This window comes from Blastomonas ursincola, from assembly GCF_013607875.1.
In the GTDB taxonomy this organism is placed as follows: Bacteria; Pseudomonadota; Alphaproteobacteria; order Sphingomonadales; family Sphingomonadaceae; genus Blastomonas; species Blastomonas ursincola.
In genome coordinates, this window is record NZ_VDES01000001.1 from 175,863 (window position 1) to 197,165 (window position 21,303).

At 64.4% G+C, this 21,303-nt stretch carries 15 protein-coding genes; 8 read left to right on the forward strand and 7 right to left on the reverse strand.

Annotated elements, in window-relative coordinates; genetic code table 11:
• Positions 1–326: 326 nt before the first annotated feature.
• The 3 genes from FG486_RS00930 to FG486_RS00940 form a co-directional block, all read right to left on the reverse strand.
• Positions 327–2,162, reverse strand: a complete 1,836-nt coding sequence (locus FG486_RS00930) for a methyl-accepting chemotaxis protein (RefSeq protein WP_181266090.1) — start codon at positions 2,160–2,162, stop codon at positions 327–329.
• A gap of 97 nt (positions 2,163–2,259) precedes the next feature.
• On the reverse strand, positions 2,260–4,746 hold the full coding sequence (locus FG486_RS00935) for a TonB-dependent receptor domain-containing protein (protein ID WP_338401564.1): 2,487 nt from the start codon (positions 4,744–4,746) through the stop codon (positions 2,260–2,262).
• Positions 4,747–5,013: 267 nt separating this feature from the next.
• Positions 5,014–7,500, reverse strand: coding sequence for a TonB-dependent receptor domain-containing protein (locus tag FG486_RS00940; RefSeq protein ID WP_338401565.1), 2,487 nt, complete (start codon positions 7,498–7,500; stop codon positions 5,014–5,016).
• A gap of 504 nt (positions 7,501–8,004) precedes the next feature.
• On the opposite strand from FG486_RS00940, the gene FG486_RS00945 reads away from it, so the two are divergent.
• The 4 genes from FG486_RS00945 to sorB all read left to right on the forward strand — a co-directional run bounded on the left by FG486_RS00945 (position 8,005) and on the right by sorB (position 11,364).
• Positions 8,005–9,120 (forward strand): DUF2332 domain-containing protein, encoded by a 1,116-nt coding sequence (locus FG486_RS00945; protein ID WP_082751277.1) that lies wholly within the window; start codon positions 8,005–8,007, stop codon positions 9,118–9,120.
• Positions 9,121–9,168: 48 nt separating this feature from the next.
• Positions 9,169–9,723 (forward strand): YkgJ family cysteine cluster protein, encoded by a 555-nt coding sequence (locus FG486_RS00950; protein WP_181266091.1) that lies wholly within the window; start codon positions 9,169–9,171, stop codon positions 9,721–9,723.
• Between the two features lie 82 nt (positions 9,724–9,805).
• Positions 9,806–11,005 (forward strand): SorA family sulfite dehydrogenase catalytic subunit, encoded by a 1,200-nt coding sequence (gene sorA / locus FG486_RS00955; RefSeq protein ID WP_181266092.1) that lies wholly within the window; start codon positions 9,806–9,808, stop codon positions 11,003–11,005.
• Positions 11,005–11,364, forward strand: a complete 360-nt coding sequence (gene sorB / locus FG486_RS00960) for a SorB family sulfite dehydrogenase c-type cytochrome subunit (RefSeq protein ID WP_181266093.1) — start codon at positions 11,005–11,007, stop codon at positions 11,362–11,364. Before sorA ends, sorB begins: the two co-directional genes overlap by 1 nt.
• Here sorB and FG486_RS00965 read toward each other — a convergent pair.
• Positions 11,361–12,452 (reverse strand): YeiH family protein, encoded by a 1,092-nt coding sequence (locus tag FG486_RS00965; RefSeq protein ID WP_181266094.1) that lies wholly within the window; start codon positions 12,450–12,452, stop codon positions 11,361–11,363. The genes sorB and FG486_RS00965 overlap by 4 nt on opposite strands.
• A gap of 125 nt (positions 12,453–12,577) precedes the next feature.
• Between FG486_RS00965 and FG486_RS00970 the strand changes: the two genes are divergently transcribed.
• Positions 12,578–13,816, forward strand: coding sequence for an MFS transporter (locus FG486_RS00970; protein ID WP_181266095.1), 1,239 nt, complete (start codon positions 12,578–12,580; stop codon positions 13,814–13,816).
• Here the strand turns inward: FG486_RS00970 and FG486_RS00975 are convergent.
• The 3 genes from FG486_RS00975 to FG486_RS00985 all read right to left on the reverse strand — a co-directional run bounded on the left by FG486_RS00975 (position 13,813) and on the right by FG486_RS00985 (position 17,142).
• Complete coding sequence (locus FG486_RS00975; protein ID WP_181266096.1) at positions 13,813–14,286, reverse strand: DUF3237 domain-containing protein; 474 nt, start codon at positions 14,284–14,286, stop codon at positions 13,813–13,815. The two genes, FG486_RS00970 and FG486_RS00975, sit on opposite strands and share 4 nt — an antisense overlap.
• Positions 14,287–14,378: 92 nt before the next feature.
• On the reverse strand, positions 14,379–14,639 hold the full coding sequence (locus FG486_RS00980) for a hypothetical protein (protein WP_181266097.1): 261 nt from the start codon (positions 14,637–14,639) through the stop codon (positions 14,379–14,381).
• 160 nt (positions 14,640–14,799) lie between these two features.
• The gene (locus FG486_RS00985; RefSeq protein WP_181266098.1) at positions 14,800–17,142 is read right to left on the reverse strand and encodes a TonB-dependent receptor; all 2,343 of its coding nucleotides are present in this window, start codon (positions 17,140–17,142) and stop codon (positions 14,800–14,802) included.
• A 176-nt stretch (positions 17,143–17,318) separates the two neighbouring features.
• Here FG486_RS00985 and FG486_RS00990 point away from each other — a divergent pair, with 176 nt between their 5' ends.
• From FG486_RS00990 to FG486_RS01000, 3 genes are read left to right on the forward strand one after another with little or no spacing between them, the layout of a single operon-like run.
• The gene (locus FG486_RS00990; RefSeq protein ID WP_241695545.1) at positions 17,319–19,322 is read left to right on the forward strand and encodes an alpha-glucosidase; all 2,004 of its coding nucleotides are present in this window, start codon (positions 17,319–17,321) and stop codon (positions 19,320–19,322) included.
• A 2-nt stretch (positions 19,323–19,324) separates the two neighbouring features.
• Positions 19,325–20,338: a LacI family DNA-binding transcriptional regulator gene (locus FG486_RS00995; protein ID WP_023837423.1), complete on the forward strand. Its 1,014-nt coding sequence runs from the start codon at positions 19,325–19,327 to the stop codon at positions 20,336–20,338.
• On the forward strand, positions 20,335–21,249 hold the full coding sequence (locus tag FG486_RS01000; protein WP_181266100.1) for an aldo/keto reductase: 915 nt from the start codon (positions 20,335–20,337) through the stop codon (positions 21,247–21,249). The genes FG486_RS00995 and FG486_RS01000 overlap by 4 nt, the downstream gene beginning before the upstream one ends.
• Positions 21,250–21,303: the final 54 nt, after the last annotated feature.

Consider the following 21,303-nt stretch of genomic DNA (forward strand, 5'->3'; position numbering starts at 1 on the left):
TGAGTGAAGAGCCGGGACAGGACCTTTTTTGCCCGCATTTGTGCCATGCTCGCTATCGGGACCGCCTGAATCGCGCCACCCCATCCTCGCTCGATCAATCAGGATCGATCAGGCGTTTCCTCAGGAATCAGGGCGCTGTGATAGGACCGATCTCGGCGCGGTTTCACCCGCTCGTAGCCACCCGATGTTGCAGACCAGGCACTGCGGTCATGATCATTGGTCAAGCCACTTACCGGCGTCACGGATTGATATGCCTACGCAAAAAAGGGGCCGGACTTTTGCAAGCCCGGCCCCTCCTCCCGTTTCATGCGCATATCAGCGGTTCGTCAGAACTCGCTCCAGTCGTCGTCATCGACCGCAGGGCTGAGCGCCAGATTGCCGCTCGTGCGCGGAATCGGGCGCGGCTTGGCGACCGGTCGGCTGAAGCCACCCGAGCTTGCCGGCGCCGCCGCACGGCCGTGCGTGGTCTTCAGGCGGAAGCGGCCGACCAGCGAGGCGAGCTCGTCGGCTTCCGATGCCAGCGTGCGCGCAGCTGCGGTGGTTTCCTCCACCATCGCGGCGTTCTGCTGCGTCATCTTGTCCATGTCGCCGACCGACGTGTTGACGCTGCGCAGGTTCGACGACTGGGTTTCCGCGCCTTCGGCAATTTCTGCGACCATGCGGCTCACATCGCCGATGCGGCCCATGATGCGGTCGAACATCTTGCCGGTCTCCGCGACCAGGCTGACGCCTTCCTGCACCTGCTCGCTCGAGGCGGTGATCAGCGCCTTGATGTCCTTGGCGGCATCGGCGGAGCGCTGGGCGAGGCTGCGAACCTCGTTGGCGACGACCGCAAAGCCCTTGCCCGATTCACCCGCACGCGCAGCCTCGACCCCGGCATTGAGCGCCAGCAGATTGGTCTGGAAAGCGATGCTGTCGATGACGTTGATGATCTGGCCGATCTCCTGCGAACTGCGCTCGATCGCATCCATCGCGCTCACCGCCTTGTCGACGACCTGGCCGCCTTCATTGGCATCCTTGTGCACGGTGTCGATCTCGATCCGTGCCGTCTTGGCGCTGCTGGCGGACTCGCTGACCATGCCGGTCACCTTGTCCATCGCGCTGGCCGCACCTTCGAGGCTGGCCGCCTGCTGCTCGGTGCGCTGCGACAGATCCTCGGACGCCGCACGGATTTCGCCGGCGCCGTTGTGCACGCTCTGCGCCGAGCTGGCGACGCTCGACAGGCTGGTTTCCAGCCCCTCGACCGTGCGGTTGAAGGTCATGCGCAGACCGTCATAATTGGCCGCAAAAGGCTCGGTGATCTGATAGGTCATGTCGCCCGAAGCGAGCGCCTCCAGGCCCTTGCCGAGCGCGGTGACGACATTGGCCTGATCCTGGTCGGCGCGCGCCTTGGCGACGGCGGCATCGCGGAACACCACGACGGCACGGGCCATGTCGCCCAGCTCGTCCGAACGGTTCACGTCGACATCGATGGCGTTCTTGCCCGCCGCCAGGCTCGCCATGGCGTCGGTAAGACGGGTGATCGGCAGCGCGATGGCGCGGCTCAGCGCAACCGCAAGACCAATAGCGATACCGATCAGCGCGATACCCCCGATGACCAGCGCGACGGTTGCTGAGGTCAGCGCCGAATCCTGCCGCGCGGAGTTCCGCTCGATCGAAGCCAGCTCGGCGTCGCGAATGTCGCGCAGCGGCAGCACCGCCTTGCTCACCAGCACGGCCTTGCCGGCGTTGCGCACCGCTTCGACCGCAGCCTCGCCGCGGCCCTGCTGGGTCCACTTGATGAGCTTGTCGCCCCAGTTCTTGCGCCAGGCCAGCGTTTCGCTGCGCGCCTCTTCCAGCAGCTTCAGATGCGCCGGGTTGACGATCAGCGTTTCCAGTTCCTTGGCGGCGGCGTCATACTCGTCGCGGCCCTCGTAATAGGATTTCAGATAGCTCTCGTCACCCGTCACCAGATAGCCGCGAAACTGGCTGTTCTGCCGGAGCAGCGAGGTCTCAAGCACCTGGACCTTGCCGTAGATGAGCTGCGAATGATTGTTCTGCTCCGTCGATGACTGGATCATCCACAGATTGACGGCGAAGACGATCATCATCAGCGCAGCCGAGCTGCAGATCATCAGGAAGGACAGGCTGAGCTTCCGTGGAATGTTCAGTTTGTTCAGCATGATCAAGCCTTTGTGGTCCAGGTGGTATGGGCGCCCGCCCCGGGGCGCCGGAACAGCCGGAATGCGGCTGGTGCGATGTCCCGAGGCAGGCCGCGCATCAGAAGAAGAACCTTGCAGATGCCGACACGGTGCGGCCGTACATGGTGCGTCCCATCACGACCCCCGCTGCCGGAATGGCGCCTTCGGACACGCCGGTAATCGCGCGCTCGTTCAACAGGTTGCTGGCGTTCACGCTGAATTCCAGCCGCTCCATCGGACGGAACTGGGCAAACGCGCCTACCGTGGTGAAGGCAGGCAGACGGAGCAGGTTGACGTCCTGCGCAAAGCTGCCGGTCTGTCCGATCACGTTGAATCCGACCGAGAACATGTCGCTGTCGAATTGCGGACGGATTCCGTAGAGCAGCTTGGGCTGACCGCGCGGAATGTTACCGACGATCGTCGGGGTTTCTGCAGCATCGATCTCCGCCTCGGTATAGGTGGCGTGCGCCGTAACGCTGAACGGACCGCGGCGGATGCCGCCCTCGAACTCCAGACCATAGGCCTTGTACGAACGCGCGACCGTGGCGAGTTCAGCCAGACCGGTCGTGGCATTCGTGCGCAGCTGCGAGTTGGTCTCGTCGGTCAGCGCATAGAAGCCGGTCAGGTTGAGGAAGATGCCGTCCTTGCGATATTTCAGGCCCAGTTCTGCCTGGCGCAGCACGTCATGCCCCGCAACGCTGTTGACGAGCGCGCCCGTCACGGTGCTGACCGCCGGCGTGAACAGGATCTTGTCCGCCCCTGCGCGACCGCCGCGGCTGTAGCGCGCGAAGATCGAGAACGGCTCGGACACGCGATAGTTGGTGCTCAGCGAGTACGAGACATAATCATGGTTGTAGTTGACCGGGAAGGTCACGTTGTTGGGGATGAACGCAACGCGGCTTTCCGGCACGGAAATCACGCCATTGCCGTTCATGTCGAACGGACGCGTTCCGGTATCGTTGATGATGTTGCCGCGGACGCGGACATTGTCCCAGCGGATCGAACCGCCGATGGCAATCTTGCCCTTGGCGAAGTTGAACGAACCGAACGGCGCGGTCACCTGATAGGTGAGATCGGTGTTCTTCGAGTTGCCGGCGCCGCCCGCGCTGCCATAGACCAGAATGCCGCCGTCGGTGACGGGGATGCCGGTGGCGGTGCGCAGGTTGACCGCGACCGACCGACCGCCGCCCACAATGTCCTGCAGGAAGGTGGTGAAGCCGATTTCCGAGACATATTCCTGGCTCGAACGGTACAGGCCCGCCGTCGTGGTCAGATCACCGCCGCCGACATTCCACACCCGGCTGACGCGCAGGTCGTTGGTCATGTTGCTGACATCGGGAACATCGGAGTCGACGATGAACGAGACGTTGAGCAGGCCGTTGCCCGACGGGTCGAAGGGCTGGCCGGCGCGCGGACCCGCCGCATAGCTGGCGGTCGCACCCGGGCCGGCGAAGCGGGTAGCAAATGCTGCCGCCGGTGCCGCTGCCGAGGGGAACAGGATCAGGCTGCGCAGCGACTGGTCGGCATAGCGGAAGCGGTTGGTGACCGACCATTCGCCCAGGCTGAACTGCGCATCGAAGCCCAGCGACTTGGACTTGGAGTGCGTGCCTTCTGCCAGGGTCTGGCGCGTCGGCGTGCCCGAGGTGCCCAGACGCAGCGAGTTGGGCAGCAGCGGCGAGACCAGCGAGTCGGTGCGGGTGTCGAGACCGGCGACGTCCGAATAGGACGGATCGGCATTGGTGCCGGTGACGCGCAGCGGCGTGTTGATGAAGCTGGGTGCCCGATCGTCGAGCAGCTTGGCATAGACGCGGATATAACCGCCATCGAACTGCTTGGTGACGTTGAACTTGACCTGGCCGCCGCGCATCGAGTTCATGCCGGTTTCGCGCGGACCTTCACCTTCGCGATAGAAACCGCCGACATGGAAGCGCCAGCCATCGCCGAGACGCGCGCCATAATCGAAATCGGTGCGATAGCTTTCGAAATCGATGCCGACCGTGCCCATCACCGATCCGCCTTCGACCTCTCCGGTCTTGGAGATCAGGTTGATCACGCCACCCGGAGCATTCGAGGCGAAGGTCGATGCCGATCCGCCACGGATCGATTCCACCTGCGCGACATTGAGGTCGGCGCGGATGAAGATGTCCGGCGTGAGGGTGAGCAGGTCACCGAATTCGAGGACCGGCAGGCCGTCTTCCTGCAGCTGGATGTACTTGGCGCCATCGTTGACGAGCGGCAGGCCGCGCACGGTATAGCTGTTTCCGCCCTCGCCCGTCGCAGCGTTGACGCGGATGCCGGGAATGTTGCGGAACAGTTCGGCCAGCGATCGCGGCGCGATGGAGATGATGTCGTTTTCCTTGATCGCGCTGGTCGAGGTCGCGCTGTTCAGACGGTCACGGCCACGTGCCACGCCGGTAGTGACCATATCGCCTTCATCGACGGTGCGGCTCGCCTCCCAGGCCGTCATCGGCTTGTCTTCCTGGGCCAGGGCCGGCGTGGCCATGGCGACCATCGCGATGGCGACGGCGGCCGTGCAAGTCGAACCGTGATATTTGAAGAAATTCATGAATTGCCCCTGCTGTAAAACACTTTCCCAACCGGCCTATTTGATTCCAATTAAAGCGTGGTTAACGCCGATTGACCAAGTTGCCGGGAAATGTTGTCTGACGCGAAACGCCCGAAAATCAGGGGTTTCCGCGAGCCCCTTGCGCGCCTGACACAGCGCGGCGCCCGCGACGCTTAACAGCCCCGCGAGCGCCACAAACTTGTCGCCGGCTGCCCCCTGCCGCTGGCGACTTGCCAGCAGACAAGGGACGAGCCGTCAGCGCACCGATCAGAAGAAGAAGCGCGCCGATGCGGAGATCGAACGGCCGAAAAGCGGCCGCGCCATCACCACGCCGGATGCCGGGATCGCTCCTTCGGAAATTCCGGTGATCGCGCGCTCGTTCAGCACGTTGTTGGCGTTGATGCTGAGCTCCAGCCGCTCCATCGGACGGACCTGAGCGAACAGGCCAACCGTGGTGTAGCCCGGCATGCGCAGCTGGTTGACGTCCTGGCTGAAGCTGTCGGTCACCCCGATGATGTTGGCACCGACAGTGAACAGGTCGGTGTCGAATTGCGGCGTAACCCCGAACAGCAGCTTGGGCTGGTTGCGCGGGATGTTGCCCACCAGGGCCGGATTCTCGGCGCTCTTGATTTCCGCTTCGGTATAGGTCGCGTGCGCCGTGATGCTGAACGGACCGCGGCGGAAACCGCCCTCGAATTCGAGACCATAGGCCTCGTAGCCGCGCGTGACCGAGAGCAGCTCGAGCTGGCCCGTGGCGGGATTGGTCAGGATCTGCGAGTTGGTATCGTCGGTCTTGGCGTGGAAGCCCGTCAGATTGAGGACCAGGCCATCCTTGCGGTATTTCAGCCCGATCTCCGCCTGACGCACACTGTCATCGCCTGCCGCCGGGTTCAGCAGCCCGCCGGTTGTCGGGCTGATGGCCGAGGTAAACAGGATCTTGTCCGCAGCCGCGCGGCCACCCAGGCTGTAACGGGCAAACATCGCAAAAGGCTCGGCGATGCGATAGTTCACGCTGACCGAATAAGACAGATAGTCGTGGCTGTAACGGACCGGCTGGGTCACGCCAACAGGGACGAAAGACACCAGGCGCTCGGGTGCCGAAATGACGCCGTTGCCGTTCATGTCGAAGGTGCGGACACCGCTGTCGTTCATCGCATTGCCCCGCGCCCGGCTGTTATCCCAGCGCACCGAGGCACCGATAGCGATCTTGCCCTTGGCAAAGTTGACCGAGGCAAAGGGTGCAGTGGTCTGATAGGTCACGGCATTGTCGCGGATGTTGCCCGCAGCGCCCGGGCCACCGAAATTGCGATAGCCGCCATCGGTGACCAGAGCGCCTGCCGCAGTGACGAGGTCGAGCGGCACCGCCTGGCCTCCCCCCACAACGTCCTGGAAGAACGTGGCAAAGCCGATTTCGGAGATGAACTTCTGGTTCGAACGATACAGGCCCGCGGTGGTCGTCAGATCGCCACCAGCGACGGGCCAGACCCGGCTGATGCGCAGATCGTTGGTCATGTTGCTGACATCAGGCGCGTCATTGTCGGAGAAAAACGACAGGGCGACCAGGCCATTGCCGCCCGCAGCGCTGAACGGCTGCCCGGCACGCGGTCCGGATGCATAGCGGAACGCTCCGCCAGCGCCGCCAAAGCGCGAGGCAAACTGCGCAGCCGGCGCTGCCGAAGAGACGACAAGCGTGGTGTTGCGCGTCGATTGATCGGCGTAACGGAAGCGGTTGGTGACGGTCCAGTCACCCAGGCTGAACTGCGCTTCGAAGCCGAGCGTCTTGGCATTCGCCTCGACACCGTTGGTGAAATTGCGGCGACGGACCTGACCCGACGAGCCGAGCGTCAGCACGACCGGCAGCGTCGGCGAAAGCAGCGAATCGGTGCGGCTGCTGACCCCGGCAGGATCGCGGAACGAAGGATCGGCATTGGTGCCGGTCACCAGCAGCGGGGTGCCGGTAAAGGTCGGTACGCGGTCGTCGAGCAGCTTGCCATAAACGCGGATATAGCCGCCATCGAACTGCTTGGTGACGTTGAACTTCACCTGACCGCCGCGCGCGGCGTTGAAACCGGTTTCACGGATTCCCTCGCCCTCACGGTAAAAACCGCCGACATGGAAGCGCCAGCCATCGCCCAGCTGGCCACCATAGTCGAAATCGGTGCGATAGCTTTCGAAGTCGACACCCACCGTCGCCATCACCGACCCGCCTTCGACCTCTCCGGTCTTCGAGATGAGGTTGATGACGCCGCCCGGCGCGTTCGAGGCGAAGGTCGAGGCCGATCCGCCGCGGATCGATTCGACCTGGCCGACATTGAAATCGGCGCGGACGAAGATATCGGGCGTCAGGCGCATCAGATCGCCGAATTCCATCACCGGAAGGCCATCTTCCTGGATCTGGATGTACTTGCTGGCACCATTGACCATCGGCAGCCCGCGGACGGTATAGTTGTTCTGCGCCTCGCCGGCCGCAGCCTCGACGCGGATCCCCGGAATGTTGCGGAAAAGCTCGGCCAGCGACCGCGGCGCCAGGCGAACGATGTCGTTCTCCTTGATCGCGCTGGTCGACGTGGCGCTGTTCAGACGGTCGCGGCCGCGCGCCACGCCCGTGGTAACGACATCGCCTTCATCGACCGTGCGGCTGGCCTCCCAGGCAGTTTGCGGCTTGTCTTCCTGCGCCGCCACCGGCGCTGCAAACGCAGCAACGATCGCGACAGTCGATGCACAGCTATAGATTGCAGTAGTAAGAGATTTCACTTTGAGCCCCCCAAAACTATTGGATGGGCCAGCGGTTAGGTTTGCATGCTTAAAGCAAAGTTAAACGCACTGCGCTCAGCGAATACTTGCCCTTTCCCTCTTTTTAAGCTTGAAACATAGCCCAGAAATGGGGGGAAAGTGGCTCAAATCCAACGGTTCGCCCGATACTGACCCTCTGATCGCTCGCCCCGCAATGTTTGTATGCGAACCTTTGCATAAAATATAACGTGTTGATTTTTCGATATTTGCAATTATTGCGATCATGATTGCAAAATTAGCAAGAATGGGCAATTTGGCGCCGCCTTATCGGTCTCGATGCCCTTGCCCTGCTGACCGCGCTCCGATTCGCCGGGCCTCGACCAGCCAATCAACGATTCGCATTATGCCGAACAGGTCAAGTCGTGACGCGCCATCCCGACTTTGTTAACCACTTGTTTACGCTGATTACCTAGCCAGTTGGACGGGGGTCGGGAGTGTTTGCCGACTTGTTCGTTGGCGAGAATCATGTCTGCACTCATTTCCAAAGAGAATATCGCCGGAACGACGCACCCGCCGCGGGCCAAGGCATCTCCGATAACACCTATCGCGCCCTTGGCACTGGCACCCGTACATGCAGAGCTGTCGCGTCAGGCTGCCGTCTGCCGGAGCCTAGGGTCGGACTTCGTCGCCCGCGTTCTCGAGGCCGCCGAACGCCAGCTTTCCCATGCCCCGATGACCGAAGCGGTCATCGCGACCTGGCCGGGCGACCGCGCCGCAGCGGCGCTCGCCATGCGGCTGAACGGCGCGCTCCACGCTGTGGCCCGGCGCGGCACCGTCCCCGAGCTCAGCGCATTGTACCGGGGCGAACATGCCGATTTCGATCGCGCCCTGGCGATTGGGCTGGCGCATTCCGACGCATTCATTCTGCAATGGCTGCGCGATCCGACCCAGACCAACGAAGTCGGCCGCTCCGCCGCCCTCATGGCAGCGCTGATGGTGGCCGCAGACCGTTATGGCCTGCCGTTCGAATTGCTCGAATTGGGGACCAGTTGCGGCCTCAACCTCAATCTTGGCCGTTATGGTTTTGATCTGGGCGGAGTGAAGGCGGGCGACCCTGCGTCGGCGCTGCAAATCGCCCCCGAGTGGCGCGGCCCGCAACCGGTCGCCGCGCCGGTCAGCATCCTGTCGGCCAGCGGGGCCGATCTGCACCCGCTCAACGCCCGCGATGCGGATAGCTGCGAAAGGCTACTGGCGTTCATCTGGGCGGACCAACACCACCGCATCGCGCGGCTCGAGCATGCGCTCGATATCGCCCGCGCGCACCCGCCCCAAATCGAGGAAGCCGAGGCTCTCGACTGGATCGCGCAGAAGCTGGCGGCACCGCAATCGGCCGACACCTGCCGTGTCGTCTTCCATTCGATGTTCCGCCAGTATCTGCCCGAGCCGCAGCGCGCACGCCTCGCGGAGATCATCGTGCAGTCGGGCCAGTTCGCGACCGAGCGTAAGCCGCTAGCGTGGATCAGCCTCGAATGGACGCCCGATCGCAGCGAGGTGCGGCTGTCGCTGACGTGCTGGCCAAGCGGTGAGCAGCGGTTCCTCGCGACCTGCCATCCCTATGGCGAGTGGATTCACTGGCGCTGATCGCCGGGCCGCTTGCAATCATCCCCGCCGACCGTCACAGCTTTGCATATGGCGGACCCCACGGATCTTGAGACCCTGTTGCTGGGCCCGGTGCTGGCGAACCGCGAATGCGGTGGCTGCACGGCGTGCTGCGTGACGCTCAAGGTCGACACGCCCGATCTAGCAAAGGCTGCCGGCACGCCCTGCCCGCAGCTGACCGCCAACGGGTGCAGCATTCATGCGGTGCGACCGACGATCTGCCGGACCTGGTTCTGCGCCTGGCGCAGGCTCGCCGCCTTGCCCGATGAAGCACGCCCCGATCGCTCGGGCCTGATCGTCTCGGTCAGTTTTCACCGCGAGGCGCGCCATCCATTCGAAGCCATTGCCCTCACCGTGCTGGCATTGCCCGGCAGCGATGCGATCGCCAGCGGCATGGCGGCACGGGTGCTCGACGCCATTTGCGATCGGCCGGTGGCGGTCTGGTTCAGCGACGGCAAGCGCAAGATGCTGATGCACCCCGAAGCCGATGTGGCAGAGCTGGTTCTGTCGGGCGATGAGCCACCACCCGAGCTTGCAGCAGAAGTGGCGGCCTGGCGGACCCAATATGCTGCCTTTCTTGCGTGATCACAGGTTTCTGACTAACGGTGGACATAGAGACACGATGGCGCGGCGATAGGCGCTGGCGCCATGGATCGGGGGAGCGGAGATGAGCGGCATCGACCGGAGGTTTTTCGTGGCAGGTGCAGGCGCGGCCCTGCTGGGCGCGGTGGGCAAGTCTTCGGGTGGAACGCTCACCCTGCCCTTCGCCAATGGCAAGCGTCCGCTGGTGACGCTGCCCGGCAAGCGCGAGATGATCCTTTTGACCAGCCGCCCGCCGCAGCTGGAAACGCCGTTTTCCGTTTTCGACCAGGGCCTGCTCACGCCCAATGACGCGTTTTTCGTGCGATATCACCTGTCCGGCCTTCCCACCGAAATCGATCCACGCAGCTTCCGCCTCGCCATCGGCGGGCATGTCGAAACGCCGCTGCAACTGACGCTCGATTCGCTGCGCCGCGATTTTCCGGTGAGCGACATCGTTGCGGTCAACCAGTGTTCGGGCAATAGCCGCGGCTTCGTGACGCCGCGTGTCGCGGGCGGCCAGCTGGGCAATGGCGCGATGGGCAATGCGCGCTGGCAGGGCGTGGCGCTGAAGCATCTGCTCGCCAAGGCCGGAGTGCGCGCGGGCGCTGCGCAGGTCACCTTCAACGGACTCGATAATCCGCCTGCCGATGGCGTGGCCGATTTCGTCAAGGCGCTCGATATCGATCATGCGCTCGATGGCGAGGTGATGGTCGCGTTCGCGATGAACGGCGAGGAACTGCCTTTCCTCAACGGTTATCCTCTGCGCCTGGTCGTGCCGGGCCATTTCGGCACCTATTGGGTCAAGCATCTCAGCGAGATCACCGTCGTCGACAAGGAGTTCGACGGCTACTGGATGAAGACCGCCTATCGCATTCCCGACAATGACTGCCGCTGCGTCGAGCCGGGCACCAAGCCCGACAAGACCGTACCGATCTCCCGGTTCAACGTCCGTTCGTTCCTGACCAGCCATCAGGATGGCGCGAAGGTCAGTGCAGGCCAGACGACTGAGCTGCGCGGTATCGCCTTCAGCGGCGGCGATCCGATCAAGCGCGTGCTCGTTTCGCCCGATAACGGCAGGAACTGGCAGGAGGCAAAACTGGGTGAGGATCTGGGCCGCTATTCGTTCCGCGAATGGAAGCTGGGGCTGAAGCTTGCGTCAGGTCGGCATGCCTTGCGCATTCGCGCCGAGACGGCAGGCGGCGAGACCCAGCCGATGGAGCCGCGCTGGCAGCCTGCGGGCTATATGCGCAATGTCGTCGAGACGACCAACGTGGAGGCCGTGTGATGAACGCCAAGGGAGTGATCATCGGAATTGGCCTGCTTGCGGTAACCGCTGGCGGCGCGACCTGGGCGCTGATGGATCGCGACGCAGGGCCGGATATCGTCGCCGCGCGGATGGAGCCGGTCAGCTTTCAGCTGCCCGAAGAGGCAATTCCCGCCGAGTTGTCCGACGCCGGTGCCGAGATCGTCGTCAACAACTGCACCGCGTGCCACAGCCTGGAATATGTCACCACCCAGCCGCGCGGCATGGGCGAGAAATTCTGGCACGACGAGGTGACCAAGATGGTCAAGGTCTATGGCGCGCCGGTCGCGCCGGGCGATGCCGAAGCGATCGCCAAGCTGCTCGCTGAACGGTTCGGCTAGAAGAGAAGGATCACCACGGCGAACGAGGCCGCAAGGCTGGTCAAAGTCGCGATCAGCACCGGTATCGCGGGGCGGATTCCGGTTTCCATCAACAAGTCCATGCGGCTGCGCATCGCGGTCGCGATCACCGCGATCAGCAGCAGCCCCTTGGACAGGCTGAGCGCCGAGTCGCGCACCGGATCGGGCATGGCCACCAGCGAATTGACCAGCACCACGCCGAAGAACGCGACGATGAACCAGGGCAGCGCCAAACGCTTCCACAAGGGGCTGCCCTCGGCCTGATCGGCATTGCCGATGGCAAGGCCGGTGATGATGACGACGGGGGCGAGCATCGCGACGCGCGAAAGCTTGACGATCGCGGCATAGCTTCCCGCGCTTTCGGAAAACGCATAGCCGCCCCCGATCGCCTGCGCGACGTCATGGATCGACGCGCCGATCAGGAACCCGGCCTGCTGGTCGGTCAGCTGCAGATATTCGGCAAGGATCGGATAGAGCGACATGGCCAGCGCGCTGAACAGCGAGACCACGACCAGGGTGATCGCGAATTGCGACTGGTTCAATCGCTCGCGCCCGATAATGCCGTAGAGCGCCATCGCCGCGCTCGCGCCGCAGATCGCGGTCGCTCCGCCCGCCAGGATGCCGGTATAGTTGGACTGGCCAACCAGCCGCGCGCCGAGGATACCTGCCAGGAACGTGACGGTCATGATCGCCGCGAGCGCGGCAAAGGGCTGCACGCCCAGCGAGCCGATCTGCTCGAACGTCACCTGCAGCCCCAGCAGCACGACACCGAAGCGCAGGCAGGTGCGCGAGGCGAAATCGAGCCCCTTGTGGCTGCGCGGATCGCGCGCGACGAAGCTGAGCGACAGCCCGATCAGCAGGCCGAGCAGGATGATCGGGAAATTATAATGTTCGGACAACCAGGCCGCAGCCCCGGCGGCAATCGCGCAGATCGCGAGCCCCTGGAAGATCGTGTCCCGCGGCTTGGCGGCATCGGCTTTGGGCGCGGCCTCGGCCAGATACATCTCGCCGAACAGGTCGCCCGCTGCGGGAAGCGAGTCCCAGTCGATTTCCTGCCGCTTGCCGTTCATCGCCGCTCCCCTCGCCCCCGAGATATGTCCTTCGGTGTCATATTCCCCTTTCCTTACGCGTGCGAGCGGCTATCGTGCAAGCCCGAAGCGTCGTAGACAGGCGCGTGGCAGCGGGAGGATCGGCAATGGACGAGGCACGGCAACAGGGCATGGCACGCGGCGCGGCGATCGCGCTCGTCGTCCTGCTCTTCCTGGGCAATGCGCTCAATTATGTCGATCGCCAGGTGCTGGCGCTGCTCAAGCCCACGCTGGAGGCCGAATTCGGGTGGTCCGACGCCGATTACGCGCATCTCGGCTCTTCCTTCCAGATCGCGGCGGCAGGCACTTTGCTGTTCGTCGGCTGGTTCGTCGACCGGCTGGGCGTGCGCGTCGCCTATGCCATCGCAGTGACGGTGTGGAGCGCCGCGGGCATGGCGCATGCGCTGGCGCAGACGGTGCAGCAATTCGTCGCCGCGCGCGTCATTCTGGCTGCGGGCGAATCGGTCAGCACGCCGGCAGGGCTCAAGGCGGCGGCGACCTATCTGCCGGTGAAGCAGCGCAGCATCGCCATCGGCCTGATCAATACCGCGCCCAATATCGGTGCGATCCTCACCCCGCTGCTGATTCCGCCCTTTGCTCTCGCCTTCGGCTGGCAGGCGGCCTTCTGGGTGACCGGTGCGCTCGGCTTCGTCTGGCTCGCCGGATGGTGGTGGGGCACCCGCAATCTGAAGCCGCTGGGCGACATTCCCGAGCGCGCCCGCGTACCCTGGGGCACGCTGCTGGCCGACCGCAAGACCTGGACCGTGATCGGCGCGAAATTCTGCATCGATGCGGTCTGGTGGTTCGTGCTGTTCTGGATGCCCGATTTCTTCAACCGCCAGTTCGGCCTTTCGCAGGGCGAGCTCGGCTGGCCGATCGCGATCATCTTCACCCTCGCCGCGCTGGGCGCGATCACCTCTGGCGGGCTCTATCCGATCCTGCTCAGCCGGGGCATGAGCGTGAACGGCGCGCGCAAGACGTCGATGCTGTTCTATGCGCTGGTCGTGCTCGCCATGCCGCTCTCGCTGCAGACCGGAAACCCCTGGATCGCGGCGGTGCTGATCGGCCTCGGCCTGTTCGCGCATCAGGGCTTTTCGACCAATGTCTTCGGCATGACCGCCGACATCATCCCCGCCACCCGCGTCGCGAGCGTGATCGCGCTGGGCGCGGTCGCAGGCAACCTTTCAGGCACGGCGATCATCGAATTTGCCGGCTATTCGCTGGGCAGCGGCATGGGCTATGTGCCGCTCTTCGCGATCTGCGGCAGCGCCTATCTGGTCGCGCTGGCCTTCATCCACCTGATGATCCCGCGGCTCAGGCTCGCAGAGGAAGCAGACGCCCGTTAAGTCAAGCTCTCGCCGATCTCGAAAATCTCGTAGATCGGCCCGGACAGCGTCTGCGTCCCGGTGCCGACCAGGGTCAGCGCGTTGAGCCACGCATAGCGCGCATCGCCGCTCTCCAGCCGCGCGTTGACGACGATGCTATACTCGTCCGGGTCGAGCAGTGCCCCCTTGGCAAAGCGTGCCATAGCATCGCCCCTGCCCCGCATGGCCCCCTGATAAGTCAGATAGATCGGCACCCCATCCTCGCCGTTCAGGTTCAGCCGGACATCGATCAGCAGCGTGCCATCGGGCTGGATGACATACCAGTCAGCGCCGGATTCGACCTTGCCGCTGAGCCGCTCACCGGTGAACGACCCGCCGGTCACCTGCGCGATGCCGCGATAGCCGGAAGCAATGGCACCGATGCGCCGGGTGCGGCCGAAATCGACCTCGAGTTGCAGGGTCATCAGATGGCGGTGCACAAGGGTCTTCATTGAAGCAGGGCTAGCATCCCATCCTTGTCGGGCAAAGGTCAAAAGCCAGAGCTTCAAGCGCTGCGTCGCGCGGCGGAGAAACGCGCTGCGCTTCAGCACTCATCGTCGCGAGAGGTTTTCAGCTCGTCAGGAGCCAAGGCCTTCTCGGGCGGAGCCGTGAGCTTCGGCTTGATCAACCCCTCCCATAAAGCCCAGCGACAGATGCTCGTCACGATCGCCAGCCAGAGTGGTATCTGGATGAGCACCGGAAGATCGATAAAACCGGCATAATCGGCGGTTACCAGCGCAAAGCCCACCCAGCCCACCAATGTGATGGCAGGCTTCAGGCGTTCGATGGGAACCGCCAGCCGCATAGCATGGTCAACGAGTCGCTCCACCCGTTCACCATCTCATCTCCTCAGTTGCGGGACAATGGGCAGCGACGGCCTGCTCCACTTGAAGCCCGACCATGCGCTGCACGCAAAAAGGCCCCGAACTTGCGTCCGAGGCCTTCTTGTTTAACTTGCCGATCGATCAGCGCAGGCGTGCGCGCAGGCTGATGCCGAAATAGCGGTCCGCATCGCGCGGGATCTGCAGGCGCTGGCCGGCGCTCACGTTGAGCAGCGCATAGGCTTTGTCGGTGATGTTGCGCGCCAGGAAGCTCACGCGATAATTGTCGTCCGGATCGGAGAAGCCGATGCTGCCGTTCCAGATGCCATAGGCCGCGATCGGGCCCTGTTCGCCGAGATCGGAGAACTGGCGGCTGACATGGCGGAAATCGGTATCCAGATACATCTTGAAGCCGCCCAGATCGCGTTCGTAGCTGGTGCCGATGGTCCAGGTGAACTTGGGCGCCAGCGGCAGCTGGGTGCCGTTGCGGGCGTCCGGAGCGTTGGTCGCGGGATTCGGGTTGAACCGCTTGACCGTAGCATCGGCATAGGCGCCGCTCGCGCGCAGCGTCCAGCCGTCGACTGGCACCGCGAGCAGATCGACTTCGAAGCCTTCGCTCTTCACCGAACCGGCGTTGGTCAGGTTCGAGACAACCGCGCCGTTGAGCAGCACGAAATTGTTCGCCTGGAAGCCGTCATAGGTGACCGTGAAGGCGGACAGGTTGAACTGCACGCGGTTGTCGAGGAACTGCGATTTCAGGCCGATTTCGAACGCGTCGGAGGTTTCCTCGTCGATCGGGATCGCGTTGGTCGGCGCGGTGTGGTTGAAGAACACGTTGAACGCCGGGCCCTTGTAGCCGCGGGTATAGCTGCCATAGAGCATCACGTCCTCGCTGGGCGTGAACTGCAGCACCGCGCGGCCCGAAAGGTTGCCGTTCGAGCTGTCGCCGCGCGAGGTGTTGGTGCCGTTGCCGCCCGAGGCGATCGTGCCCCCCGCAGGCGCGCCCGAGACGCCGGGTCCGGTCGCCGGAAGGCCGGTCGTGGCATTCACGCCCGGCGCGCGGGTGTGGATGAAGCTCAGGTCATCCCAGGTGTAGCGCAGGCCGCCGGTCAGCGCGAACATGTCGCTCAGGCGATAGGTTGCCTGGCCGAAGATCGCATAGTTGCGCGATTCCACCGCGCTGAACGAGGTCGCGGTCGGGAACAGCGTGTTGGTGCGATCGTTCACGTTGCACGGACGGCCGCCGGTGATCGGATCGATCGGCAGGGTCGAGGTGGCGCAGGTGATGTTGCGGCGGGTGAAGTCCTGCTCGTTGTCGGAGCCCCAGATAAAGCCACCGACCTGGTAGAAGAAGGGCTTGCTCTGGTCCGACGCGAGCCGCACCTCGAGCGACAGCTGCTCGGTACGCACCTGACCATTGTCGTGCAGTTCGCCGGTACCGACGATCGCGCGCGGCAGGAAGTCGCCTTCGCGGATTTCGGTATTTTCCCAGTTGCGATAGCCGACGATCGCGCTCAGCACATGGTCGGTCAGCACGTCGAAATCGGCGCTCGCGGTCAGGCTCCACTGCTTGTCGAGCGTGCGCGTGACCAGGTTGTGGTTGACGAAGCGCTGGTTGACGCCGCGCGCCACGCCGCCGGGCAGCCCCAGTTCGGCATCGAGCACAGCGCCGCGGCTGACGCCGGTGACATCGGCGCAGCAATCGTCATCGGCTTCGAAATAATCGGCGATGAAGCGGAAGCGCGTGCCGCCGTTGTTGTAATCGAGAATGCCGCGCGCGCCGTAATGCTCGTAGCCGTTGATGCGGTTGCGCCGACCGCCGTTGATATTGGTGATGTTGCCGTCATAGCTGCCGTAGAAGGCGGTGATGCGGCCGGTCAGGTTTTCGGCGAGCGGTCCGGAGATTGCGCCGCGCAGGCGATATTCGTCATCGTCGAACGCTTCGAGCCGCGCTTCGGCCTGCAGCGTATCAGTGCCGCCCTTCGAGACGATATTCACGAGGCCGGCCGACGCGTTCTTGCCGAACAGCGTGCCCTGCGGGCCGCGCAGCACTTCGAGACGCTCGGCATCGACCAGATCCATGAACGCCTGGCCCGAGCGGCTGAGCACCACGCCGTCGACCACGGTCGAGACGCTGGGCTCGGCTGCGATCGAGAAGGTGATGGTGCCGACGCCGCGCATCACGATGGCACTGTTGGCGCTGGTCGTTCCCTTGCGGAACGAGACCGACGGGACGAGCTGGGTCAGGCCTTCGAGGCTGGTGACACCGGTGGTCTCGAGCCGTTCGGAGGTGATCGCGGTGATCGCGATCGGAACATCCTGCACGTTCTCGGCGACCTTCTGCGCGGTCACGACGATTTCGGTGATGCCGCCCTGATCGTCATCGGCGGCAGCGTCCTGCGCGTGTGCGGGCATCGCGAACGCGAGCGAAAGCGCGGTCGCGGACAGCGCGGCGGCACGGACGGACAATAGATTGGAAAGCTTCATGATACCCTCTCCCTGCGAGAATGCGGTCGTAGCGGGGGCTTGCTGCCCCTTGGTATGGTCGCCGCGATTGGCGCTTGATCTGCTATGACTGGCTCGATATGTCAAGCGGTGTCAGAAAAACGGACGATGGCTGCGGCCATTTCGCCACAGTGCGAGCAAGGGTGAGGAAAATCGCGTTGAAACTGCGGGTGCACGCCCAGAATGACGGGTTCGATCTCCTTTTCGGAGACCGGATCGTGCTGCGTCACCACATCCCCTGTCCTGCGGTGGTCATGGCGCGGGGCAACCCCGATATCACGATGTTTCGCGGCAATTTCCGCATTTCCGACTCGCCTGCCGACGAGATCGCTCCGGCAGAATGGCGCATGGCCGATGGCGGCATCGAATGGCTGCACGATGGCGTGCCGGTCGCGCGCCTTTCGACCAAGGGCCATGAGCTAACGATCAACGCACTGCTTCCCGGCTATGATCGCCTTCGCGTGCGCTTTCATGCTGAGCCGGGCGAATGCGTCTGGGGCGGCGGCGAGCAGATGAGCTATCTGGCGCTGAATGGCCGCGCTTTCCCGATCTGGACCAGCGAGCCCGGGGTGGGCCGCGACAAGTCGACCGAACTCACCCGCATCATGGACTCCGAGGGCATGGCGGGCGGCGACTATTGGAACACCAATTACCCGCAGCCCACCTTCCTCACGTCGCGCTGGATCGCGGTGCACCTCGACGCAAGTTGCTACAGCGTGCTCGACTTTACCGATCCCGGCTTCCACGCGGTGGACGTGTGGAGCGACACCGCGAACTTCGAACTTTTCGCCGCCGATGGCCCGATCGAACTCGTCTCCGCGCTGTCGAAGCGCTTCGGTCGCCAGCCCGAATTGCCCGACTGGGCGATCGGCGGCGCGATCGTCGGGCTGAAATCGGGCGCATCGAGCTTCGAGAGGCTCGAACGCTTTATCGACGCGGGCACCTCCGTCTCCGCCCTCTGGTGCGAGGACTGGGCGGGAATCCGCGAAACCAGCTTTGGCCGTCGCCTGTTCTGGGATTGGCATAACGGAGAGCGCAGTGCCCAGCGCTATCCGGACCTGAAGTCGCGCATTGCAGACCTGCATCGGCGCGGCATCCGGTTCATGGCCTATGCCAATCCTTATATTGCCGTGGATGGCGACCTGTTCGCCGAAGCGGCAGGCGGCGGCCATTTTTGTCTGCGTACCGACAGCGACGACGTGCATCTCGTCGATTTCGGCGAGTTCGACTGTGGCGTGGTCGATTTCACTCGCGCCGAAACGCGCGCCTGGTTCGCCGAGCGCGTGCTGGGCCGCGAAATGCTGGATATCGGCATCGACGGCTGGATGGCCGATTTCGGCGAGTATCTGCCCACCGACCTGCGCCTCGCGGACGGCTCCGACCCGATGGAGGCGCATAATCGCTGGCCGGTGCTCTGGGCCCAGGTCAACGCGCGCGCGGTCGAAAGCCGGGGCCGAACCGGCGATGCGGTGTTCTTCATGCGCGCCGGCTTTTCCGGGGTGCAGGCGCATTGCCCCTTGCTCTGGGCGGGCGACCAGTCGGTCGATTTCACGCGGCACGATGGCATCGGCACGGTGATCACCGGCGCGCTGTCTGCGGGCCTGGTCGGCAATGCCTACAGCCATTCGGACTGTGGCGGCTATACCTCGCTGCACGGCAATGTCCGCACCGAAGAGCTGATGCGGCGCTGGTGCGAACTCGCCGCCTTCGCGCCGGTCATGCGCAGCCATGAAGGCAACCGACCCGACGACAATCTGCAATTTGATTCGACGCCCGAACTGATGGCCTGCTTTGCGCGCTGGAGCCGGGTGCACGCGCATCTCGCGCCCTATGTCCGCCACCTGTGCGGCGAAGCGAGCGCGCAGGGCCTTCCCGCGCAGCGCCCGCTGTTCCTGCATTTCCCGCACGATCCCGCCCTCTTTACGGTGCAGGACCAGTTTCTCTACGGTGCCGACATGCTGGTGGCCCCGGTGGTCGAACAGGGTGCAGATGCGCGCGACGTGATCCTCCCTGGAGCAGGCGTGTGGCGGCACGTGTGGAGCGGCGTGGATTATGCGCCCGGCACGCACCGCATCGCTGCGCCGATCGGCCAGCCACCGGTCTTCTATCGCCCCGACAGCGCCTTTGCGGCGCTGTTCGCGGGCCTGAACGGGGTGCTGTAGCGATGAGCGAACGGGCGAATATCCGCGATGTCGCGGCCAAGGCGGGTGTGGCAGTCAAGACCGTGAGCCGGGTGCTGAACGGCCATCCCTATGTCAGCCAGGCGACGCGCGATCGGGTGGAAGAGGCGATGCGCGACCTTGATTTTCGCCCAAGCGTCGCGGCGCGCATCCTGTCGGGCGGCAAGTCGAACCAGATCGCGCTGATCTATGACAATCACAGCCCCTATTACATGTTCCAGATCCAGACCGGCTGCTGGGATTTCTGCCGCGCCAACCGCATCCGTCTGCTCGCGCAGCCGGTCGATGTCGCCGACCCGCAGGTGGGCGAACAGGTGCGTGGGCTGGTCACCGAAACGCATGTCGATGGCATCATCCTCTCCTCGCCGGTCACCGATTGCGACCCGGTGCTGCGCGCGCTCGAGGCGCTCGACGTGCCGTTCGTGCGCATCTCGCCGGGCACCAACCATGCGCTGACGAGTTCGGTGTTCATGGACGATGCCCAGGCCGCCGACGACATGACCACGCATCTGATCAATGCCGGGCACCGCCGCATCGGTTTCATCAAGGGGCATCCCAATCACATGGCATCGGACGACCGCTTGTTCGGCTATCGCCGCGCGCTCGACCGCGCCGGCCTGCCTTATGATCCGGTGCTGGTCTGCGATGGCGAGTTCGATTTCGATTCGGGCGTGCGCGGCGGACGTGCGCTGCTCGATCTGCCGCAGCGGCCGAGCGCGATCTTCGCCTCGAACGACGACATGGCCGCCGGCGTGCTGGCTGTGGCGCACGATCGCGGCATGGACGTTCCCGCCGAACTGTCGGTCGCAGGGTTCGACGACACCACGCTCGCGCGCACCGTCTGGCCGCCGCTCACCACGATCCACCAGCCCATGGCGGAGCTGGCGCGGACCGCGACCGAGATTCTCATTGCAGGCGGCGACATCACCCATCGCCGCCTTCCCCATCAACTTGTCGAACGCGCCTCGGTAGCGCCCCCAAACAGGACCTTTTCATGAGCGAACTGCCCCTGCCTCCCGCCTTTCGCGCCCTTGGCGGAAGTGACATCATGGTTTCCCCGATCGCCTGGGGCATGTGGCGCCTGGCCGAAAATGGCCGCACCGCTGCCGAGGCGGCGCGTCTGGTCCATGCCGCGCTCGATGCCGGGATCAATTTCCTCGATACGGCGGACATTTACGGCTTTGATGGTTCGGGCGGCTTTGGCGATGCCGAGGCGCTGCTGGGCGAGGTGCTCACTGCCGACCCGGCCCTGCGCAGCCGCATGGTGCTGGCGACCAAGGGGGGCATCCTGCCCCCCCTGCCCTATGACCAGAGCGCCGACTATCTGCGCACCGCGATCGACAATTCGCTGCGCCGCCTGAAGGTCGATATGGTCGATCTGTGGCAGATCCACCGCCCCGATATCCTTGCGCACCCGCAGGAGGTCGCGCGCGCGCTCGACGATGCAGTGAGCGCGGGCAAGATTCGGTCGATTGGCGTGTCGAACTTCACCGTGCACCAGATCGCGGCGCTCGATCACTTCCTGGCGAGCAAGCTGGTCACCACCCAGCCCGAGATCAGCCCGCTGCGCATCACCTGTTTCGAGAATGGCGAGCTGGATCAGGCGATGATGATGGGCCTGACGCCGATGGCCTGGTCGCCGCTGGGCGGTGGACGCCTGGCAGCGGCAGAGACCGCGCGCGACCGGCTGGTGGCCGCGGCGCTCGATGCCGTGGCCGAGGCGCAGGGCGTGTCGCGCAGTGTCGCGGCCTATAGCTGGCTGATGGCGCACCCGGCGGGGATCATCCCGATCATCGGATCGCAGCAGGCCGAACGCATCGCCGAGGGCGCAGCGGCGCTCAAGGTGCGCTGGACCCGGCAGGACTGGTACGCGGTGCTGGTGGCAGCGCGCGGCGAGCCCCTGCCCTGATCGCTGACACGAGGAATTGACGCGGCCGGCCTTGCGGGCCGCCGCTGTGAAGGA